Origin of the sequence: Polaromonas sp. A23 (genome assembly GCF_002001015.1) — a bacterium.
GTDB lineage: Bacteria > Pseudomonadota > Gammaproteobacteria > Burkholderiales > Burkholderiaceae_C > Polaromonas.
In genome coordinates this window covers 323,825-343,937 of the sequence record NZ_MUNO01000026.1, presented here as the reverse complement: position 1 = coordinate 343,937, position 20,113 = coordinate 323,825, and the positions used below count along the sequence as shown (strand labels likewise).

18 protein-coding genes, 1 tRNA gene and 1 riboswitch are annotated in these 20,113 nt (G+C 61.1%); of the genes, 6 read left to right on the top strand and 13 right to left on the bottom strand.

Annotated elements, in window-relative coordinates:
• Nucleotides 1-22: 22 nt before the first annotated feature.
• From B0B52_RS15145 to B0B52_RS15135, 3 genes are all read right to left on the bottom strand, one after another.
• Nucleotides 23-784 carry an arginyltransferase gene (locus B0B52_RS15145; protein WP_077594478.1) on the bottom strand — a complete coding sequence of 254 codons (762 nt, stop codon included), beginning with the start codon at nucleotides 782-784 and terminating at the stop codon, nucleotides 23-25.
• Entirely contained in the window at nucleotides 781-1,554 is a 774-nt protein-coding gene (gene aat / locus B0B52_RS15140; RefSeq protein ID WP_077594477.1) for a leucyl/phenylalanyl-tRNA--protein transferase, read from the bottom strand. Before aat ends, B0B52_RS15145 begins: the two co-directional genes overlap by 4 nt.
• 119 nt (nucleotides 1,555-1,673) lie before the next feature.
• Nucleotides 1,674-1,749, bottom strand: a tRNA-Asn gene (locus B0B52_RS15135).
• Between the two features lie 159 nt (nucleotides 1,750-1,908).
• On the opposite strand from B0B52_RS15135, the gene thiD reads away from it, so the two are divergent.
• Complete coding sequence (thiD, locus tag B0B52_RS15130) at nucleotides 1,909-2,751, top strand: bifunctional hydroxymethylpyrimidine kinase/phosphomethylpyrimidine kinase (protein WP_077594476.1); 843 nt, start codon at nucleotides 1,909-1,911, stop codon at nucleotides 2,749-2,751.
• 23 nt (nucleotides 2,752-2,774) lie between these two features.
• Here thiD and B0B52_RS15125 read toward each other — a convergent pair whose 3' ends face one another.
• The 9 genes from B0B52_RS15125 to B0B52_RS15085 form a co-directional block, all read right to left on the bottom strand.
• Nucleotides 2,775-4,040, bottom strand: a complete 1,266-nt coding sequence (locus tag B0B52_RS15125) for a cytosine permease (RefSeq protein WP_077594475.1) — start codon at nucleotides 4,038-4,040, stop codon at nucleotides 2,775-2,777.
• Between the two features lie 66 nt (nucleotides 4,041-4,106).
• Nucleotides 4,107-4,205: riboswitch (TPP riboswitch) on the bottom strand.
• Nucleotides 4,206-4,304: 99 nt separating this feature from the next.
• Nucleotides 4,305-5,405 carry an NAD(P)/FAD-dependent oxidoreductase gene (locus B0B52_RS15120; RefSeq protein ID WP_077594474.1) on the bottom strand — a complete coding sequence of 367 codons (1,101 nt, stop codon included), beginning with the start codon at nucleotides 5,403-5,405 and terminating at the stop codon, nucleotides 4,305-4,307.
• A 63-nt stretch (nucleotides 5,406-5,468) separates the two neighbouring features.
• Nucleotides 5,469-5,798, bottom strand: a complete 330-nt coding sequence (gene fdxA, locus B0B52_RS15115) for a ferredoxin FdxA (RefSeq protein WP_077594473.1) — start codon at nucleotides 5,796-5,798, stop codon at nucleotides 5,469-5,471.
• A gap of 89 nt (nucleotides 5,799-5,887) precedes the next feature.
• Nucleotides 5,888-7,201 carry a sulfate adenylyltransferase subunit 1 gene (locus B0B52_RS15110; protein WP_077594472.1) on the bottom strand — a complete coding sequence of 438 codons (1,314 nt, stop codon included), beginning with the start codon at nucleotides 7,199-7,201 and terminating at the stop codon, nucleotides 5,888-5,890.
• Nucleotides 7,201-8,157, bottom strand: a complete 957-nt coding sequence (gene cysD / locus B0B52_RS15105) for a sulfate adenylyltransferase subunit CysD (RefSeq protein WP_077594471.1) — start codon at nucleotides 8,155-8,157, stop codon at nucleotides 7,201-7,203. The genes B0B52_RS15110 and cysD overlap by 1 nt, the downstream gene beginning before the upstream one ends.
• Before the next feature lie 16 nt (nucleotides 8,158-8,173).
• On the bottom strand, nucleotides 8,174-8,794 hold the full coding sequence (locus B0B52_RS15100) for a phosphoadenosine phosphosulfate reductase family protein (protein ID WP_077594470.1): 621 nt from the start codon (nucleotides 8,792-8,794) through the stop codon (nucleotides 8,174-8,176).
• 5 nt (nucleotides 8,795-8,799) lie between these two features.
• Complete coding sequence (locus B0B52_RS15095) at nucleotides 8,800-9,204, bottom strand: DUF934 domain-containing protein (RefSeq protein ID WP_077594469.1); 405 nt, start codon at nucleotides 9,202-9,204, stop codon at nucleotides 8,800-8,802.
• 10 nt (nucleotides 9,205-9,214) lie between these two features.
• Complete coding sequence (locus B0B52_RS15090; protein WP_077594468.1) at nucleotides 9,215-11,023, bottom strand: nitrite/sulfite reductase; 1,809 nt, start codon at nucleotides 11,021-11,023, stop codon at nucleotides 9,215-9,217.
• Nucleotides 11,024-11,048: 25 nt separating this feature from the next.
• Nucleotides 11,049-11,840, bottom strand: a complete 792-nt coding sequence (locus B0B52_RS15085; protein WP_077594467.1) for a sulfite exporter TauE/SafE family protein — start codon at nucleotides 11,838-11,840, stop codon at nucleotides 11,049-11,051.
• A gap of 201 nt (nucleotides 11,841-12,041) precedes the next feature.
• Here B0B52_RS15085 and B0B52_RS15080 point away from each other — a divergent pair, with 201 nt between their 5' ends.
• Nucleotides 12,042-12,845, top strand: a complete 804-nt coding sequence (locus B0B52_RS15080; RefSeq protein WP_254425720.1) for a response regulator — start codon at nucleotides 12,042-12,044, stop codon at nucleotides 12,843-12,845.
• 40 nt (nucleotides 12,846-12,885) lie between these two features.
• On the opposite strand, the gene B0B52_RS22480 is transcribed toward B0B52_RS15080, so the two are convergent.
• Nucleotides 12,886-13,029, bottom strand: a complete 144-nt coding sequence (locus B0B52_RS22480; protein WP_168173555.1) for a hypothetical protein — start codon at nucleotides 13,027-13,029, stop codon at nucleotides 12,886-12,888.
• 126 nt (nucleotides 13,030-13,155) lie between these two features.
• Between B0B52_RS22480 and B0B52_RS15075 the strand changes: the two genes are divergently transcribed.
• The 4 genes from B0B52_RS15075 (at nucleotide 13,156) to B0B52_RS15060 (ending at nucleotide 19,918) form a co-directional block, all read left to right on the top strand.
• Nucleotides 13,156-15,081, top strand: coding sequence for a hypothetical protein (locus B0B52_RS15075; protein WP_139351957.1), 1,926 nt, complete (start codon nucleotides 13,156-13,158; stop codon nucleotides 15,079-15,081).
• 127 nt (nucleotides 15,082-15,208) lie between these two features.
• On the top strand, nucleotides 15,209-15,607 hold the full coding sequence (locus B0B52_RS15070; RefSeq protein ID WP_077594464.1) for a diacylglycerol kinase family protein: 399 nt from the start codon (nucleotides 15,209-15,211) through the stop codon (nucleotides 15,605-15,607).
• 43 nt (nucleotides 15,608-15,650) lie between these two features.
• On the top strand, nucleotides 15,651-17,132 hold the full coding sequence (gene xrtO / locus B0B52_RS15065; protein ID WP_077594463.1) for an exosortase O: 1,482 nt from the start codon (nucleotides 15,651-15,653) through the stop codon (nucleotides 17,130-17,132).
• A complete protein-coding gene (locus B0B52_RS15060) occupies nucleotides 17,129-19,918 on the top strand; it encodes a TIGR02921 family PEP-CTERM protein (protein ID WP_077594462.1) in 2,790 nt (929 codons plus the stop codon). Before xrtO ends, B0B52_RS15060 begins: the two co-directional genes overlap by 4 nt.
• Nucleotides 19,919-20,113: the final 195 nt, after the last annotated feature.

The following is a 20,113-nucleotide window of genomic DNA, read 5'->3' as shown; positions in this document are numbered from 1 at the left end:
CCCTGAAACCTCCCAAACTCTTTCAGGTTGCGTTGGCCTGCGTCGCCTTGTCGGCTTCCACCCACTGCCCGTCTATAAGGATCTGGTTTGGCAGAAACCGGGCTTTGTAGCTCATTTTCGGGCTCTCCGCGATCCAGTAGCCCAGGTACACATGGGGCAGCCCCATCTGCTTTGCCTGCTCGATTTGCCACAGCACGCTGAAAGTGCCGTAACTCGCCCGTGCGTCGGGCTCATAAAACGTGTAAACCGCGGACACGCCATCTTCCAGCACGTCGAGAATTGAAACCATTTTCAGCGCGCCGGCCTCGCCATTGGGCAGAGTTTCGCGGAACTCCACCAGCCGTGAATTGACGCGGCTCTGCAAAAGAAACTGCGTGTACTGGTCGATGCTGTCATGGTCCATGCCGCCCCCGGCATGGCGTCCGTTCTGGTAGCGCAGGTACAACTGGTAATGCTCAGGCAGAAAGCACAGTTTGAGAACCCGAACTTGCAGGGTTTTATGTTGCTTCAGCGCGCGGCGCTGGCTGCGGTCTGGCTGAAAGCTCGCTACCGGCAAACGCAGTGGCACACAAGCATGGCAGCCATCGCAGTAGGGCCTGTAGGTAAACATGCCGCTGCGACGAAAACCGTTGGTCACCAGTTCCGAGTAGGCCGCGTTGTGGATGAGGTGGCTGGGCGTGGCGACTTGAGAGCGAGCCTGCCTGCCTGGCAAGTAACTGCAGGGGTAAGGCGCCGTGGCATAAAACTGCAGCGTCTGGAGGGGCAGGTCTTTGAGGTGCGTCACGTGGTAAGTTCGTTCTGCGTCTTGGCCTTCAGTATTTGATTCCAGTATAGGGCGTCAAATTCCCATCGGGGGGCAGTTTGAGTCATGTTTGTTGCTACAGCCGAGACAAATTCCGCGCGCGGCATCTCGGTGGCGCCGAATGAGGCCAGGTGCCCTGTGTTCTGCTGACAGTCGACCATAGGCATTTCCTTGGCACGGCAGAAAGCCACCAGTGCCGCCAGTGCAATTTTTGACGCATCGGTCTGGCGCGCAAACATGGACTCACCAAATACCATACCGCCCAGGTTCACGCAATACAGCCCGCCCACAAGCTCGCCGTGTATCCAGGTCTCCACGCTGTGGGCATCACCTGCGCAGTGCAGCGCTGTATAGGCCTTGACCATGTCCGGAACGATCCAGGTGCCCGGCTGCCCGTCACGTAAAGTGGTAGCGCAGGCGTGGATGACCTGGGGGAATGCGGTATCGAACCGGATCTCATGGCCGGGCGCGGCAACAAAGCGCAGCAATGTTTTACGAAGCGAACGATGCAGTCTGAAATGGTCCGTGCGCAGCACCATGCGCGGGTCAGGGCTCCACCACAAAATAGGCTGGCCGGCACCGAACCAGGGGAAGATGCCCATCGCGTAGGCCTGTCTCAGGGTTGAAACACCCAGCGACCGGCCTGCCGCCAAAAGCCCTGGGGCCGGGTCGCCTGCGGCCCATGCGGCCTCCACGGGGGGGAAAGGCTCGTCTGCATCAAGCCAGGGCAGGGGGTGAGGTGACTTGCGCATGGCAGGTATTGTGGTGGGCTTGATGCAGGCGCTGCAACCAACGCGTGGCCACAGTCTGCAAATAGTACCCTCAACAACGAAAAAAGCCTGAACGTTGATGACGTTCAGGCTTTGAATTTTGGCTCCTCAACCTGGGCTCGAACCAGGGACCTACGGATTAACAGTCCGGCGCTCTACCAACTGAGCTATTGAGGAATACAGCCTAAGATTATAGCCTGATTTTTCTGGGCGTTCGTCTCAAGGGCTGGTCCGCGGAGCTGCGTTCTGGATGCTTCCTCGGGTTCCGGGTGGTAAACCGCTTCACTGATAATCCTGCATTGCTTTCGCTTTGCCCACCACCGGATCTCTTTCTCCATGAGCAACGACATTTTCGAATTCCAGTACCCGCGCGTCCTGTCCATTGCCGGATCTGACAGCAGCGGAGGGGCGGGTATCCAGGCCGATCTCAAGACTTTTGCAGCGCTGGGCTGTTATGGCATGACGGCGGTCACCGCGCTCACTGCACAGAACACCCAGGGCGTGCGCGCCATTCATGGCGTGCCACCGGGCATGCTTCGTGACCAGATTGACGCAGTTGTCGAAGATATCGGTGTTGATGCGGTAAAGATAGGCATGCTGCATGCGCCCGAAATTGCGCTGACTGTGGCTGATGCCATTGATCGGCATGCACTGAAGAATGTTGTGTTTGATCCCGTGATGGTGGCTACAAGCGGCGCGGTCCTGATTGACAACCCGGCAATTGAAGTTTTGGTGCGCGAGCTGTTTCCGCGGGCCATGCTTGTCACGCCCAATCTTGATGAAGCGGCTTTGCTGGTGGGCAGACCTTTGCGCAATGCCGAAGACATGGAAGCTGCTGCACACGAGCTATTGAGTAAAGGTGCACGCGCCGTGCTGCTCAAAGGCGGCCATCTGCCGGGGGACACCGTCATGGACTTGCTGCTTACCGCAGCAGGTGAGCGCCACTGGATGCGCGCTGCCCGCATTCACAGCGCCAATACCCATGGAACAGGCTGCACCTTATCCTCGGCCATTGCTGCCGGGTTGGCACTCGGACAGCCATTGCTGGAAGCCGTGGAAGCCGCTCGTGCCTACGTTCGTGCGGGGCTGGAGGCCGGGGCCAAAGTGAAAACCGGCGCGGGCAGTGGGCCGCTGAACCACGGGCACGCACCGGTGGCCATGCGGTTAAATCGCCTCTGAACGCGTTGCCTCGCTTTTAGCGTCTAGCGGGCACGGGTCAGACGGGCTGCGATAAAAGTCAAAGCCAGCGTGGGCAGCGCAGCGCCCCAGTCAGGCGCGAGTTTTGCACACAGATGGTAGGTGGCGATGCCGAGAAGCCAGATTGCCACCGCACTCACATCGACCTTTTTTCTTCCCAGCAGGGATGAAACGCCGGACACGCCGCCCAGGCGCGCCAGGATCACGCCGTACAGGGGAACAAACACTGAACTGAGCATCAGCAGAAATGGCTCCAGGCTATGCATGGGAAGCACCAGTGCCAGGGCGGTGCACAGGACCGCCAGAACGACCCCCCAGCGGCGCAGGCTCCAGCCGGGTTTCAGGCTGTGGCCGGCCACCGAGCCCGAGTACAGGTCACCATAGGCGTTGTCCACCTCGTCGATCAGTATCAGGCCGAGGGCAATCAGGCCGCCCTGGGCCAGCAGCAAGGCGGCAACGAGGTCGGTACTTGGCGTGGTCAGCGCGATCAGCACTCCGAGGCCGTAACACCAAGTGTTGGCAATCGCATAACCGAGCCAGGTGCCACGCAGCGCACTTTTGCCATCGCGGCCGTGACGCGAAAAATCAGCCACCAGCGGCAGCCACGACACCGGCATGGCAATCACAAGATCCAGAGCCGACAGTGTGCTCATGCCGCCTGCGCCGGGACGATTCCATATCGTTTCCCAGCCCTGGGCTTGTGCGCGGCCAAGGAACTGCCAAGTCAACCATACCAACGATGCAATCACCAGCGGCAGGCCAAACCTGCCAATGAATTTGCGTACCAGCGCGACCATGGAACCCGTCAGCAACGCAATCAGCACGCCACCCCATAGCAAAGTGGCCAAAACAGGCCAGAAAGAGGCGGTGAATGCGCCGGACTGACGCGCGATGGCGACAGTGCCGTCACGCATGACGACGAGCTCGAACGTGGTCCAGCCGATCAATTGCACGATGTTGAGCAATACCGGCAGGCGCGCGAAACTGCTGCCGTAGGTGGCGTGCATCAGGCCAGCACTCGACAGGCCGCTGTCGCAGCCGATTTTTGCGGTCCAGGCCAGCAGCCCTGCGCCGAGGACGGAACCGGCAACAATGACCGCCATGGCCGCTTTCGCGCCGAGTGCGGGCACCAGGTAGGCGCCGATTTGCATCACCAGCAGGCCTACGCCCAGGCTGAGCCACAGCGCTGCATGGTCACGCCAGCCGAACAGGCGCTCGCCCTGCGGCAAAGGTGTCAGTGCGGTGTTTGAAGTGTTTGTAGGGAACGCCATCAACTTTTCCTTGTGTCAATGGCAGGTCGGCTTGCGTGGGCGCCGGCAGTGTCGAAAAGACTGCGTTGCGCCCTGTACATGCTTCCCTGCGCGAGGATTACCTCAGTCAGGTTCAAAGGGACTTTCTCAGTCGCCACTTTCATGGCAACACCCCCAGCGAATGCGATCTTGAAGACCGCAGCAGAATTGTAGCCCGCTCGCCTCAGGCGCCCAAAGGAAAAAGCCCGCTGAAGCGGGCCTTGTTTCCTGTTGGAGCGCAGCGGGTCAGTCGAAGACTGGCGACTCCACACCCAATACCTTGTGCAGTTTCGGGCTGGTGGTTGTGTATTGCAGATGGATTTTCTTGTCCGGGAAAATGAAAGGCGCAGCACCGAAAGCGGCGAGCGCGCACTCATGAAAGCCACTGAGGATCAGCTTCTTTTTACCGGGGTAAGTGTTGATATCGCCGACGGCAAAAATGCCCGGTACGTTGGTCGAAAACTTTTCGGTGTCCACCTTAAGCTGTTTGCGCTCGATGTCCAGGCCCCAGTCTGCAATCGGCCCGAGTTTGGGTGACAGGCCAAAAAAGACCAGCAGCACGTCAAGCGGTACCACGCGGGTGACACCGTCCGAGCCGGTAACCTTGGCACCCGTGAGCTTGCCGTCCTTTTCCTCGTAGCCCGTGATCTGGCCAACGATGAACTGCATCTCGTAGTTGTCGCAGAGCTCTTTCATCTTCGCGACGCTGGCCGGTGCGGCCTTGAAGCCGTCTCGGCGGTGGATCAGGATCACGCTTTCGGCCTTGTTCGGGCCTTCCTTGACGAAATTGAGTGCCCAGTCGAGGGCGGAGTCGCCACCACCCACAACGACCAGATTTTTTCCGGCAAAGTCTGCCGGCGACTTCACGCGGTAAAAGAGTTGCGTGTTGTCGAATTTTTCCAGACCATCAACCTTCAGCAGACGTGGCTGGAAAGCGCCCACACCCGCGGCGATGAAGATGGTTTTGGTCAGAAACTGCGTGCCTTTGGAGGTCTGGACGAAAAAGCGGCCATCTTCCTGCTTTTCAACGATGCAGACTTCCTGCCCGAAGTGAAAGGTCGCGCCGAAGGGTTCGATTTGCTTGAGCAGCGAGTCGGTCAATTCCTTGCCGGTGCACATGGGCACGGCGGGGATGTCGTAAATCGGCTTGTCCGGGTAAAGCTCGATGCACTGGCCGCCGGGGTAGGCCAGCGAGTCAATCACATGGGCCTTGATTTCCAGCAGGCCGAGTTCAAACACCTGGAACAGCCCGACCGGGCCCGCGCCGACGATGACCGCATCGGTCTCTATCGGGCCATCGTGTGCGGCCGCCGTGTTGATCACTTCCTGGTTCAGTTGAGGTTCCATAGTTTCTGGTTCTTGCAATTTTGAGCGGGCCGGGTGGGTGCGCGTCACGGTGCCGGGTGCGGCTTAACGGACGAGCTGGTCCAGTTTGCTGGTGACGTCTTTCCACTCTTCGGCATCAGGCAAGGCTTCCTTGCGCTTGGTAATACTTTTCCAGCCGGGGGCGTTGCTCAGCTCGGCATTGATTTTGATGAAATTGACCTGATCGGCGGGCACATCTTCCTCGGCATAAATGGCGTTGACCGGGCATTCGGGGATGCAGACCGCGCAATCGATGCACTCGTCGGGGTCGATCACCAGCATGTTGGGGCCTTCGCGGAAGCAGTCCACGGGGCAGACATCCACACAGTCGGTGTATTTGCAGCGGATGCACGATTCAGAAACGATGTGAGTCATGTTGTTCTAGCGGGATCGGTGGAAACCCTCGATTTTAAGAGGATTCCGTGAGCAGGGTTAAGTTGGCGTTGGGGCGGGCCTGATCCTGATCAAAGGATTAGCGCGGCACCAGAGGTCTTGTTCGAGGCTGTGTCCACCAGCACCAGCGAGCCCAGCACACGCGAACGTGCGTAAGGCAGGGTGGCCAGCGGTTCCTGCAGGCTCAGTTCGACGTGGCCAATCGCATTGGGCGGTAGCTCAGTGGCGTCTTCTTCGGCCAGGGTGTTGACATCGAGCTTGTGGACGATGCGCTTGACCTTGGCCTTGACCCAGCGATGGCCATGCAGCGCCCAGTAGGCACGGCCAGCGATCAGGGGTTCGTCATCCATCCAGGCGATGGTGACCGACAGCTCGCGCGAGGGTTCAAAGGTATCGGTCGCCAGCAGCCAGTCGCCGCGCGAAACGTCCACTTCGCGGTCCAGCACAATGCCGGCGCTGTGGCCGGCCAGGATGGAGCGGGGCTGGCGCGTGTGGTCCAGCACCTGCGCCACCACGGCGTTTTGCCCGCTCGGCAGCACGGTCACGGTCTGGCCAGGCTGCACACCGCCTGTTGCGACCCGGCCCCAGAAGACCCGGCGACCCTGCGTGGTGTCCGAGGAGGAAGAAAACTTCTCCACCCATTGCACCGGGAAGGCAAAGGCCTCGGTACTTTCGGCCGGCGTGGCAGGCAGGTGTTCCAGCAGTTGCAACAGCGACAGGCCGTCGTAGCCGCACCAGCCTGGCTTGGCGTCCACCACGTTGTGGCCAATCAACGCAGAGATGGGCACGATGGCCTTGACCGGAATCTTTGCGGCGAGCGCAAAGGCCGTCAACGCCGCACTGATATTTGTGAAAGCCAGCGTGGAGTCCTCCACGGCGTCAAGCTTGTTCACCGCGAACACGATGGACGGTACACGCAGCAGGTTGACCAGCAGCGAGTGGCGGCGGGTTTGCTGCAGCAGCTCCATGGACGGATTTTTCCAGTCCAGCTTGGTGGCATCGACCAGCACCACGGCGGCGTCGGCACTCGACGCCGCGGTGACCATGTTGCGCGTGTACTGCTCATGGCCGGGTGCATCGCCGATGATGAACTTGCGGCTTTCGGTGGCGAAGTAGCGGTAGGCCACATCAATGGTGATGCCCTGTTCGCGTTCGGCGCTCAGGCCGTCGGTCAGCAAGGCCAGGTCGGTTTCGCCCTGGCGCTGCACGCCGGCCAGGTGGTCCTGCAGCACGGCCTTGCTGTCCACCAGCAGGCGGCCGATCAGCGTGCTTTTGCCGTCGTCGACCGAACCGCAGGTGATGAACTTCAGTGCAGATCTGAGGTCGTTTTGGCCAGTAGCCCCCGTCGGTTGTGTGCTTCCAGCTATCAAATCAGTAGTGCTCATCAGAAATACCCATCTTTTTTACGCTTTTCCATTGAAGCATCGGAGGTCTTGTCGTCCATGCGCGTGGCGCCGCGTTCGCTCACATCGGCGGCCAGGGTTTCGATCACGATCTCGGCGGCGGTAGCGGCCGGGCTGTCCACCGGGCAGGTGCAGGTGATGTCGCCCACCGTACGGAAACGGACGGTTTTTTCAACCACCTGTTCGCCGTCGCGCGCGGGTGTGAGTTCGGTCACCGGCACCAGCAGGCCCTTGCGTTCGACCACCTTGCGCTGGTGCGCGTAATAAAGCGAAGGCAGGGCGATCTGCTCACGCTCGATGTACTGCCAGACGTCAAGCTCGGTCCAGTTGGAAATCGGGAATACGCGGAAATGCTCGCCGGGCTGCAACCGGGTGTTGAACAGCGTCCACAGTTCCGGGCGCTGGGCCTTGGGTTGCCACTGGCCGAAGCTGTCGCGGTGCGAGAAGATGCGCTCCTTGGCACGGGCTTTTTCTTCGTCGCGGCGTGCACCACCAATCAGCGCGTCAAAGCGGAATTCGTCAATCGCTTCGAGCAGCGTGACCGACTGGTGCACATTGCGCGACTCGCCGGGGTGCGCCAGTCGCACGGTGCCGCGTTTCATCGAGTCTTCCACGTTGCGCACGATCAGTTCGGCGCCCAGTTCTTTCGCGCGCAGATCGCGGAAATCGGTGACTTCGTGGAAGTTGTGGCCGGTGTCGATCATCAGCAGCGGGTAGGGGATGCGGCCCACACCAAAGGCTTTCTCGGCGCACTTGAGCATGACCAGCGAGTCCTTACCGCCCGAAAACAGCAGGGTCGGGCGCTCGAAGGCGGCTGCCACTTCGCGCAGGATAAAAATGGTTTCCTCCTCGAGCGCATCGAGGTGGGCATTGGACAGCCGCGCGATGGAGATCGCCGGGTCGGCTGGCAGCAGTTTGGATGGTGTGCGGGCGTTCATAAGTCTGTGTGTGGAGTCAGTGTGCGAGGTGCAGACCGCATTCGCGGTTGTCTTCGCCCTTGGTGGGGTCCACATAGTCGAAGTTGTTGGGCAGGCCGTTGATTTCACAGTACTGGTAAAGGTCCTTGGACGACCAGTGCAGCAGCGGCGCGACCTTGATCAGCCCGTCCGGATTGACGCTGACCGGGTCCATCTGGGCACGCACGGCGGTGTCGGTGGCGCGCAGGGCGGTGAACCAGACCTGGGGTGCGGTTTCACGCAGGGCGCGAGCAAAGGGCTCGAGTTTGACTTCATCAGTGAAGGCCGCGTGGCGTGGATCGTCCAGCGCCGGAGTCGGGCCTTCCACGGCCTCGCGGTGCGCACGTGAGCGGCGCGGCAGATAAATGTGCAGGTCCAGCTTGAGCAACTTGGTCACTTCGTCGGCGAAGCGGTAGGTGGCCTCGGTGTTGTAGCCGTTGTCCATCCAGATCACCGGAACCTTCGGGTTGGCGCGCGTCACCATGTGCAGTATCACCGCCTCGAAGGGGCGGAAATTGGTGGTGACGATGGCTGGCCGGTCGAGTCCGATGGCCCAGTCCACCAGGCCCTGCGCATTGCGGCCGAGTTCTGCGTTGATTTTTGCGAGGTCGAGGCTCATGGTGTTCAGGCCGTAGCCCCTTCCTTTGCTTCCTTGAAGTGGGGTTGTACGTCGACGGCGTCGCCCTGGTATTTGCCGACGCCGTAACCGGGGTAGGACGCCAGCACGCGTTCGGCAGTCGCCATGTCCTGGTCGGCGCGGAGTACGGCGACGTCAAAGCCGCTGCGCTCCATCTGGGCCAACTGGTCCACCAGCACATCGCCGGTGGCACGGATTTCACCTTTGAATTCGCGCCGGCGGCGCAGCAGGAAGGCCTGGCTGAAAGCGCGGCCATCGGTGAATTTCGGAAAGTGCAGGTCGATGCGCGTCACGCCTTCCAGCGAGGCTTGCAGTGGGTCGGCGTCGTTGGCGAGCACCAGAACGGAGGTGTTTTCAACAACGGCGTGGTCGGTAAATGGCAAAAGTTTCATGCAGTTCTCCTCAGGCGGCCACAGCGGCGGCAAAACGTGCGCCCTTGGCGGCTTCCTTGAAAGGATCCATGCCGACGCGGCGTAACGTTGAAATAAAGGTCTCGCCAGCTTCACGCTCGCGGCGGTAAGTGTCCAGCACGGCCTCAATCACTTCGGGCACTTCAGCTGCGGAAAACGAAGGGCCAACCACCTTGCCGGGCACAGGGTTGCCACTCAGCGCAGAGCCGTCCGAGCCGCCCAGCGACACCTGGTACCACTCCAGGCCGTCCTTGTCCACACCCAGGATGCCGATGTGGCCACTGTGGTGGTGGCCGCAGGAGTTGATGCAGCCGCTGATGTGCAGGTCGATCTCGCCCAGGTCATGCAACTCGTCCATGTCCTGGTAGCGCTCGGTGATGGCCTCGGCGATCGGAATGGAGCGGGCATTGGCCAGCGAGCAGAAGTCGCCGCCGGGGCATGCAATCATGTCGGTCAGCAGGCGGATATTGGGCTTGGCAAAACCGGCCTTGCGCGCGGCGCGCCACAGCTCGGGCAACTCGTCGCAGCGCACCCAGGGCAGCAGCAGGTTCTGGTCGTGCGTGACGCGCACTTCGCCAGCGCTGAAGCGGTCAGCCAGGTCGGCCGCTACATCGAGCTGGTCAGCGGTCGCGTCACCGGGCGCCTGGCCCAGGCGTTTGAAGGACAGCGTCACGGCGCGCAGGTCGGGGTTCTGGTGCGGCGCGACGTTCTGCTTGAGCCAGCGGCCGAACTCGATGTCGTCTTCCGCGGCAGCGCGCAGGATGTTGGCAATCTTCGCATCGGCGCTCTTGCGGTCGCACTTGAGCGTGGGCGGCACGAAAGAAGCCGCGACACGGTCCAGCTCGGCCTGCGTGATGGTGTGCGGGCCGCCGTCATGCTCCATGATCTGCTTGTATTCGGCTTCCACGTCATCGATGTACTTCTGGCCTTCGGCTTTCACCAGGATCTTGATGCGCGCCTTGTACATGTTGTCGCGGCGGCCATAACGGTTGTACACGCGCACGATGGCTTCGATGAAGTTCATGATCTGGTGCCAGGGCAGGAACTCGCGGATCACGGTGCCGATGATGGGTGTGCGGCCCATGCCGCCGCCGACCAGCACCTTGAAACCCAGCTCGCCTTCCGCATTGCGCACCAGATGCAGGCCGACGTCGTGCCACGCCGTGGCGGCGCGGTCTTCCTTGGCACCGCTGATGGCGATCTTGAACTTGCGCGGCAAAAAGGCGAACTCGGGGTGCAGCGTGCTCCATTGGCGCAGGATCTCGCCAAAAGGCCGTGGGTCGGCGATTTCGTCAACCGCAATGCCGGCACGCTCGTCGCTGGTGATGTTGCGGATGCAGTTGCCGCTAGTCTGGATGCCGTGCATGCTGACGCTGGCCAGCAGGTCCATCACGTCGGCCGACTTGTCGAGCGGAATCCAGTTGTACTGGATGTTCTGGCGTGTCGTGAAGTGGGCGTAACCGGCGGTCAGTTTTGAGCTGACGGACAGGCCGTTTTTCAGGTTGACGGGGCCAAGCTGGTCCTGCTTGGCCTGCGCTTCGTTGAACAGGGCGGCGTTAGGCTGGTCGTACTCGCGGGCAATTTTGGCCAGCACACGCACCTGCGCGCTGGAGAGCTCGCCATAAGGCACGGCCACGCGCAGCATGGGCGCATAACGCTGCACATACCAGCCGTTTTGCAGACGCAAGGGGCGAAACTCGTCTTCAGGCAGCTGGCCCGCCTGCCAGCGGGTCAGCTGGTCGCGGTACTGGTCAGCGCGTGCCTGGACGAACTGGCGGTCAAATTCGGTGTATTGATACATGGCTGTCAGAGATCAAAAAGTGGATTCAGATGGCGATTAATTTGGCGCCGGCATAAGCCAGCAGCAGGGAAAGGAGGGAGCGTATCCAGCGGTCGGGCGTGCTGTTGACCAGCCGCGAACCGAGCCAGATGCCCGGCAGCGAGCCGGCCAGCAGCTTGGCCAGCAGCACCCAGTCCACAGAGCCGATGGATGCATGGCCCAGGCCCGCCACCAGCGTCAGCGGCACGGCGTGGGCAATGTCCGCGGCCACAATGCGCGGCAGCGGCAAGGCGGGGTAAAGCAGCATCAGAACAATGACACCGATGGCGCCGGCGCCCACCGAGGTCAGGGTCACCAGGCTGCCGATGACCGCGCCGAACAGCAACGGCAGCGCCCAGTGGCGCGCCTGTGTGGCGGCGTGCAGGTCGGCACGGGCGATGTCGCGCGGTGCGGCCTTGCCATACACGGCCTTGTAGAGCATGGCCGTGGCTGTGAGCAGCAGCGCCACGCCCAGTGTCGTGGTCATCGCGGCATGGGCGGCGGGGCTGGCGGGGCCGACAATGTGCAATATATACAGCGTGAGCAGTGAAGCCGGAATGCTGCCCGCAGCCGTTTGCCCCACAATTTTCCAGTCCACCATGCGCGTGCGGGCCAGACTGACCGTGCCGCCGAGCTTGGTGAAAGCGGCAAACAGCAAGTCGGTACCAATGGCCAGGTGCGGCTTGATGCCGAAAAAGAAGATCAGCAGGGGGGTCATGAGCGAACCCCCGCCCACGCCGGTCAAACCCACCACGAGGCCGACGGCGAAGCCGGCAAAGACAAAAGCAAAATCATGCATAAGCCGCACACTTTAGGTGTACTGCTTATAAAAACAAACGACAGATTCGTTCTGCGCTTATGCGAATAAGCTTATTCACCAGTGTTTATGCGGCTCTCCGGGCTTTCGGAGGTCGAATTTCGTGTCATCCGGACAACGCTGTTGCAACAATTGGACACAAGCCCCGTATCATCCACGGCAATGACAAACACAGGCGGACCAGTGAAGCGGATATTCGTCAAGTATTACGGGTTCAGCGACGCTGAGCGCCATGCGCTGGAGTCCATGCTCCGCCTGTCAGAGTCCCGCGATGTCGTTTATACGGCCTGGACAGCACAGACCGCCGAGGCTGTTCATGCACCGGACGTCCTCATCATTGACGGCGAGAGCTGGGAGGCCGTGCTGGAGCTTGCCAACCCCTCTCATGACGCCGTCAAGCTGATCTGGGTTGGCGAAGATGCCCCGCTTGAAGCCTGGCGCGTTTTTCCGGCACCGGTCAAATGGTCGGCCGTACTGGACGCGATGGACAAGGAGTTCGCGCCGGCTGCCTCCGCGTCCGCACCGATTGATCTGGATATCTCCCATGAGCACGATCTCGACGTGCTGCTCGACGAAACCGGTGACGACACCCAGCCCCTGCCGTTGGAGCCTGGCGAATTGCCGGCGCCAGGACGCCGTGTGCTGCTGGTTGATCGCGGGCGCGATGACCGCTTGTATCTGCGTGCCAAGCTTGCCGCGGCCGGTCTGCACGAGGTGGACGAAGCGGCCACCGGCATCGAGGCGCTGGTGCTCCTGAACACCCATGCCTACCACCTCGTGACGGTGGACCTCGGCCTGTCCGACATGGACCCCTGGCAACTCGTCAAGGCGGTGGACAACACCCGGCCGGCCATTGCCCATATGTTTGTGACCGGCTCGGCACCCAACTGGCAGCAAGGCTTGCGGGCACGCTTCTCGGGTGCGCAGGTGTACCTGAAAAAACCCCTGCACCCCGGGCAACTCAAAAATTTGCTACAAAATATATAGCTGCTTGCGCCCGCGAACAAAGGGCGCAAGCCTGTTTTGTTCACAATCGCTGGTCAAGTCGCCTGAAACGCCCCGGCGAGAGGGCATTTGCCAGACGCGCCTCCATGGGCAGGGGTTCTCCGTGCAGCTGCGCGGCCAGCAGTTCGGCGCACATCAGCGCAAAAGTCAGCCTGCGCGAACCCATGGCTAGCAGGCGACTTCACCTCAACTTCACGTAGTTCATCAAGACCTCACAGACGCACATCAGACTGCACCCACCGAAAGTCGAGCGCATCAGTTAGGTGTTTTCCTTTCGGGGAAAGATCGGTCTGTGAATTCAATCAATAGCGTCGCTCCACTTCCACCCTACACACGGCTTTTCGGTCCGGTAACGAATGGAAAGATCTTCCGACTTCTAAAGCTGTATCTGCTGCTGGTGACGGTCGGCTCGGCTTTGCTGCTTGTCGCGCATCAGGACGCTCTGCAGATTTTCGGTCTGGGTTTGATGGTGCCGGGTGGCGGATTTCTGGCGCATGCTGATATCTGCACAGGCAGCGGCATAGCTCATATCGCTGCTTGGCTGTGTTCGGTGAGTGCCTTGGCATTGGCGCTGTTGATCTGGTTTGGCACGGGCAATGTGTTGCTGCCCCCGTTGGTGTGGCTCGGCTCGGCCCTGTGGGCCGCAAGCATGGGCCATGGCGCCATTCAGCCAGGAGTGGTCTATAACGTGTACCGCATGCTCGCGCTGCTTGCTGCGGCTCTCTGCCTGTCAATGCTGGCCTGGTTCGTGTTTGCAGGCCGACAAAGGCGCATCGATAACGAGTATTTGGTCCGGCAAACGGCTCGCTTGGACACGATCTTCACAGCCCACTCACCAAGCCAAAAACCAGAGATGTCCTTGGAGCATCTGCAACGGGTGAGATTCGCACTCGACCGCGCGCTGCAGCCTGTCGATGAATTTTCCGGGTTCGAGCAACGCGATCAATTTCAGACGGCGGCGCTGCGGTATCAAGTCAACTTTCTGGCTTATGGCATTGCCGTGACGCAGGCACGCTTCACACCCGCGTTGGGCGGATACATGAGCGACGCGCAAAGCAAGCTACTTCACAAGCAGACGCAGCACCGCACATGGGCTTACTGGTCGCTGGAAAATCTGTGGGGAAACCTGCGTTGGAATCCCGACCCGACCGCCCGTGAAAACATCATGTTCACGGGCTTCGCGGCGCTGCAGATGGCCCTGTTCCAGGCGAGCACAGAAAGTCAGGAATTTTCGAAAACAGCTGCCTTTACCTTGGCGCACCCGAACGGGCGACGCTACGAACACAGCTTTGAGTCCTTGCTGGCAAACTTGGAGAAAGAATACGAACGTGCACCTTTTTATTTGATGGCCTGCGAACCCAATTGGGTCTATCCCTTGTGCAACACCATGGGCGCCACGGCACTGTGTGCCCACGATGCGCAATACGGCCAGGCGAAATGGGCCCGTCACGCACCCCAGTTTCGCCGGCATCTGGACGCGGAGTTTCTGGATGGTAAGGGCCGGTACGTGCCATGCCGCTCCACGTATACGGGATTGGCCTTGCCCGCCATGGGTGGCGCCATGCCGCTGGCGATGCCCTGCTACTTTTTGAACGCGCTGGCACCTGATTTGGCACGTCGCCAATGGCTGTTGCTGAGACGTCAGCTGTTCGATAGTCATGGGCGACTTCGACGCAATGCGTTTTGGCCCATCGACACAGGAAACTATGGTTTCTCAAGAGGCAGTGCCTACGCAGCGGCGGCCTTGGCGGCGGCAGAGTTGGGTGATGCGTGTGTGTACCAAAACTGCATGGATGCCTTGGAGCACTCGTGTCCGACCATTCTCGAGCATGGGGTTGCCCACAGGAGTAAGGCCTCGGTATGGGCGCATGGTGTCGAGTTGATGGCGCTCTCCGGAGGGCGCAACAGTTTTCGAGACTTGATCAGCAACCCACTTCCATCAAAAGGTCCTCGGTTGGAAAACCTGTCCTATCCCGACGTGCTGGTTGCAGCAGCGCACTCCGATGATGCAAGCGGATCTTTGCAAGCGGTGCTTTACGGCGGAGCCGGCGATGGCGTTCAGAGCCTGGGTGTGTCGGGCTTGCGTCCGTTAGCAGCCTATCGGGTGACAGGTGCAAGCCTGACGCAGGTGCTGGCGGACGACATGGGTCAGGTGCGCTTGCAGGTTCCGCTGGCTGGACGCACCTGTTTGACGCTAGAACCGGCCGGCGCGCTGTGATGGCTTGTTGCATCTTGATGGCCGCGGTATGGGGCTGCTTGTATGGCTTGCAGGTTATGCGGGTGTGCACGGTTCGACGAACATGTGCTGCCCAGGCGTGGCGGCTGGTGAATAAGAAGGATGAAACATGAAAGAAGTCCCTCACGCCGGCGCGTCGCAGCGATTCACTCTGACCGCACGCTTCAAGAGCTTTGGCTATGCCTTCGAAGGCTTGGCTTTGATGCTTAAAACACAGCACAACGCTTGGCTGCATCTGATCGCCACGGTGCTCGTGACCGGGTTGGCCGTGTGGTGTCGAATGAACGCCAGTGATTGGCGCTGGCTGATTGGCGCGATGACTATGGTGTGGATGGCAGAGGCCATGAACACAGCCGTTGAGTCGCTCTGCGATGTGGTGTCCCCACAGTACTCATTGGCAGTCAAATGTGCAAAAGATCTTGCGGCCGGCAGTGTGTTGATAGCGGCTTGCGCAGCAGTAGCCACCGGTGTCATCACCTTCTGGCCCTATTTGGGAAAGGGGCTGTAAATTTGGTCAGCGAACACCACCCATCTGCCAGTCAAGGCGCCACATGAGCGCGGCAACGTACTCAATCCTGCCCGCGCTAAGCAACGGTCCACGTGCGATCACCAGGGACTTGCGTTGGCGGCGTTACGCAATGTTGGCGGCGTGGCTGATCGCCAGTTTCGAGCCCTTGCGTTGGATGTTCTTTGCGCTGGAACAACCCACACATGCCGTGCAACGGGTTGTCCTCATGGGTCTGATCTTGCTGGTTTTTTTCGATTTCGTGCGCAAAGCGCCATCATCACAAGCCCACCCCCGTGCATTGCCGATTGTGTTGGTCGGCGCCACGTTCGCAGCCATCGCCCGCATCAGCACCGATGTGCATTTCATCCAAGCCACGGCCGCGTTGCTGTTGCTCTATGCGATCAGCGCCACCTATATGGATGCGGCTACCTGGCGCCAGCGCCTGGTGCTGTTGCTGGTGACGCTGTTGTGCCTGCCCATACAAGCACACATCGACGCACACCTGGGTCTGCCACTGCGCTTGTGGACGGCGCACGCGGTGGCGCCATTGCTGCACGCGCTGGGCGTGGGCAATGTCACCGTGGAATCCATCATCGTCACCGAGAACGGCGTGGCCGATGTGGCCAGCGCCTGCAGTGGTGTGCGTACGCTGTGGTATGCCATGGCGCTGTGGCTGTGTGCACGTTTGGCCTGGCCTCAAGCCATGGCGCAGCGGTGGTGGCTGGCGGGAGCTTTCAGCGCCGCCATTGCCGTGGGTTTCAATGCATTGCGGGTGACCGCCCTGGTCGTGGCCATGCATCACCAGGCCCCGCCCTTGCTGGTCGACATGGCTCATACGTCTTTGGGGTTGCTGGCGCTGGCGCTGGTGGGTGCGGTCAACTTTTGGCTGTGCCGCGGCCCGGTCATGGCTCCGCTGTCGGCGAGTCAGGTACGCCAACTACGGTGGCAAACCTACACGCTGCTGGCGGGACTGATCGCCAGTATTGCGCTGTTGCCCACACCCACGCGCCAAGTGCAGGCTCCCGCAAACCTGCAGGCACTTAACTGGCCCGCGCAGTTGCAGGCGGAGTCCGTTGCACTGTCCAGCCAGGAGAAAAACCTGGTGTTGGGTTACGGCGCGACCATTGCCGAAAAGCAGCGTTTTAATCTGCGCGGCACACGTGGAAGCCTGTTGGTCGTGCAAAGCAACAACTGGCGCGCGCACCACGCACCCGAGCTGTGTCTGCTGGCACAGGGCGTACACATTGAACAACAGACGCGAATAAGCACACGCCACGGCGACTACCGCGTGGTCACGCTGCAAGCAGGCGCGCAAACCGCGGTCACCTGGTTCCAATCGGACGCGCAGGTTGCGCCCGATCTGGCCGCACGGCTGTGGTCGCAATTGCTTCACCCCCAACAACACTGGTCTCTGGTCACGCTGGTGGTCGATGGTCCCGCGTCCGACGCCGTTGTACAAGACCTCCACCGCGCCGTGCATGCGGTGGTGGCCTCCTCCTCCCACACAAGTAGAGAGCTCCCATGATGCGCATCCTAAAAACTATTGGGCCCTTTATTCTGAAGTGCGCCGTCGGCTTGTTCTGGTGCTGGAACCTACTGTTCATCTGCTCGACCTTGCCCATGGTCCCCGCCGTTCCGCTGTTACTTACGGAATGGTGGCAGGGCGACGTACCGTTTGACTACGTCTTCATTCTGTTGTCGTGGATGGTCGTGCCTTGGCTGTGCGTATTGCTGGCCAGTACCCGGTTGCGGGGGCGACCCGAGGCCCTGGCGTTTCTGTTCTTTGCCGTCGAAGGGCCGTTCTATAGCCTTTGCCTGTACCGGTTGATCATCATGCGCGAACTCAGCCCTGCCGTGTCGCAATGGCTGCTGGTTGCGATACTGGGCCTGTGCGTACACGGGTACCACAGCTGGGTCCGCCCACTGCCTGCAACGCGGGTATGGCATACCGTGCGCCTGATGGCCAGCACGGGTCTGGCGCTGGCAGCCCTGTATGCGGGAGCTTTGGTCTTGCTCGCCTGGTCGCCCGCTGCTCTGCGTGGCATCTTTGAGTTGTTCAACCCGATCAATTGGTTGCACCTGTTGCAGGCCTTGACGCAAGGTTTCTTTCTGCTGTTCCTGATTCCCATATTCGGCTTGCTGTTCGTGCTCACGGCGGGCAGCCTGCTGGCTATGCCACTGTGCATGGCCGTTTTGTGCCTGCGCGCACTGGTGAAGGCCTGGCGATCGGGTGCACTCTCGCTGCCGCAACGCATGGCGGCCGTCGCGACCATGTTGGTACTGCAAGGCCTGCTCTTCGTGCAAATCAACCACCAACCGCAACAGGAGGCCTTCGCGCTGCTGAGTTCTCCCACGCTGACAGCCGCACAATTTCAGGACAAGGCACCCATGCTGCGCGCCGGCTTGCTGAACGCCTACCTGGGCGCTTACCGCTATGCCTCGTCCACCGGCGAATCAACCGCCGTGGGCAACTGGTACCGCCAATTGCTTGGCCTTCCGTCCGATGTGGCCGCGCTACCCAACGCCGCGTTCAACGCGCTGGCCAAGCCCATGCTGTACGAGGGCAGCAACATGGCGGTGGACGCCAAGCGCGCTGCAGAGCTTTACGAACAGTACTTTGACACCCCCATCCAACGCGGCGAACGCAGCGCCATTGCACAAGCCCTGTCGGCCACGTACAACCAGGACGAACGCGAATCCGGCCTGATCAACATCGACCAGCGCAAGGTACGCGTGGCCGAGCAAAGCGCGCGTGTCGACGCGAGTGGAGACCTGGCACGCATCACGCTGGATGAGACCTATGTCAATCTCACCACGGAGCAGCAAGAAATCTTCTATCTGTTCTCCCTGCCGGAGAGTGCGGCCATCACCGGCCTGTGGCTGGGCGAAGACCGCGACCATATGCAGGCCTTCACCATCGCCAGCCGGGGCGCGGCGCAGCGCGTCTACAAGGCCGAGGTCCAGCGCCGTGTGGACCCCGCGTTGCTTGAGCAAGTCGGTCCGCGCCAGTACCGCCTGCGCGCCTTTCCGGTACCGCCACGCCCGCGAGCGCACCATGCGCGCGGTGAGACCGCCGGACCCAAGCTGTATCTGCGCTTGCAATACACCACGCTGGCGAGCCATGGTGCCTGGCCGCTGCCAGTGCTGGCCGAAAAGCGCAACGTCGCCTGGGACCGGCATACGCAACGGCTCTGCAATGGCAGCGCTTGCCCAGGCGACCTCTCAAACTGGTGGCCCAAGGAACTGCCCGTGGCGCTGAACGTCGCTCCGAGTCGCCACGCCTACCGCGTGGGCCCGCTCGGTCCCACCATCATTGCCCAACCGGCAACGGCCAGCCTGCCCACGGTAGCCGGCAAGAAGCTAACGCTGGTGTTAGACCGCAGCTGGTCCATGGCCGCACACCGCCCGGAACTGCTAAAAGCCCTGGACCAGTTCAAACAGCAATCGGCTGGCAACACGGTGTCGGTGCTGTTCACCACCACGCCGGTGATGCAAGAGACGACACGCCGGGTCCCCTTAGCCGACGTGACCCCGGCCCTGCTCACGGGGTTTATGGGGGGCGGCCATGTTGACCAATTGCTGCAACAGGCCGCCACCCACATCCCCGAGGCGCAAGACCTGACCATTGTCCTGACCGACAACGGCGCTTTCGATCTGAGCAAAGACAAGGCCCGTACCCGGTTCAAAAACGGCATGCTGAGCATGGTTCACCTGGGCGGCGCGATGGCCCCAGCCTACGACGACGCCACGCTGGAATCCATGCAAACCAGCGGTGGCTCCGCATTTGCCAGTCTGCAGGAAGCGTGGGAGCACTATGCACGCGCGCAGAACGCGGCGCCTGGCTTTTTGATGCAGCGAGACGGTTACGCCTTCTCGGTGGAAGACAGCAACGCCAGAACCGCGACCGACGAGGCTTTTGCACCCCTGGCTGCCCGCCTGTGGATTGCCCAGTCCACCCGACAAACGGCGCCACTGGCAGTGCCGCAACTTGCTGCTCTGCATGCCATTGCGCAAAACCACGGCGTGGTCACGCCCTATTCGTCCATGCTGGTGCTGGTTAACACCCAACAGCAAGAGGCCTTGGCCAAGGCAGAGGCAAGTGATGACCGGTTTGAACGGGCTCAGGAGTCGGGCACCGAGACACTGCAAAAACCCAGCAACCCGTTGACTGCCAACATCACGCCAGAACCTGAGGAATGGTTACTGCTACTGGTGAGCCTGGCCGTGGCCACATGGATGATCCGCGCGCGGCGCGCGGCTGGCTGCCAACACCGGGCCACCCCGAGGTATCGAGCAGCAGGGCTGGGGTGAGTGCCAAAGTGAGGTAAAGGAGGAGCCCGAAGGGCAGGGGACGCGAACGGCCGCGCTTACCCCAACTCTGCTGCGGGCGCACAAGTGGAACACTACCCTCCCCGAAGCGTCGGGGCCTAGATCCACAAAAAAGTCCGGTAATGCCCAACTTCTTGAACTCACCCAATTGCTACAAAATATATAGCGTACTATTCC

Excerpts from the sequence above, each read along its gene's own strand:
- B0B52_RS22480 (WP_168173555.1), bottom strand. The coding sequence starts at position 13,029 with ATGGGTTCGCGCAGGCTGACTTTTGCGCTGATGTGCGCCGAACTGCTG.
- B0B52_RS15100 (WP_077594470.1), bottom strand. The coding sequence starts at position 8,794 with ATGAGCCTCGACCTCGCAAAAATCAACGCAGAACTCGGCCGCAATGCG.
- B0B52_RS15120 (WP_077594474.1), bottom strand. The coding sequence starts at position 5,405 with ATGGAACCTCAACTGAACCAGGAAGTGATCAACACGGCGGCCGCACAC.
- cysD (WP_077594471.1), bottom strand. The coding sequence starts at position 8,157 with ATGAACGCCCGCACACCATCCAAACTGCTGCCAGCCGACCCGGCGATC.
- aat (WP_077594477.1), bottom strand. The coding sequence starts at position 1,554 with ATGCGCAAGTCACCTCACCCCCTGCCCTGGCTTGATGCAGACGAGCCT.
- B0B52_RS15090 (WP_077594468.1), bottom strand. The coding sequence starts at position 11,023 with ATGTATCAATACACCGAATTTGACCGCCAGTTCGTCCAGGCACGCGCT.
- B0B52_RS15070 (WP_077594464.1), top strand. The coding sequence starts at position 15,209 with ATGAAAGAAGTCCCTCACGCCGGCGCGTCGCAGCGATTCACTCTGACC.
- thiD (WP_077594476.1), top strand. The coding sequence starts at position 1,909 with ATGAGCAACGACATTTTCGAATTCCAGTACCCGCGCGTCCTGTCCATT.
- B0B52_RS15060 (WP_077594462.1), top strand. The coding sequence starts at position 17,129 with ATGATGCGCATCCTAAAAACTATTGGGCCCTTTATTCTGAAGTGCGCC.
- xrtO (WP_077594463.1), top strand. The coding sequence starts at position 15,651 with ATGAGCGCGGCAACGTACTCAATCCTGCCCGCGCTAAGCAACGGTCCA.
- B0B52_RS15095 (WP_077594469.1), bottom strand. The coding sequence starts at position 9,204 with ATGAAACTTTTGCCATTTACCGACCACGCCGTTGTTGAAAACACCTCC.
- B0B52_RS15085 (WP_077594467.1), bottom strand. The coding sequence starts at position 11,840 with ATGCATGATTTTGCTTTTGTCTTTGCCGGCTTCGCCGTCGGCCTCGTG.
- fdxA (WP_077594473.1), bottom strand. The coding sequence starts at position 5,798 with ATGACTCACATCGTTTCTGAATCGTGCATCCGCTGCAAATACACCGAC.
- B0B52_RS15125 (WP_077594475.1), bottom strand. The coding sequence starts at position 4,040 with ATGGCGTTCCCTACAAACACTTCAAACACCGCACTGACACCTTTGCCG.
- B0B52_RS15110 (WP_077594472.1), bottom strand. The coding sequence starts at position 7,201 with ATGAGCACTACTGATTTGATAGCTGGAAGCACACAACCGACGGGGGCT.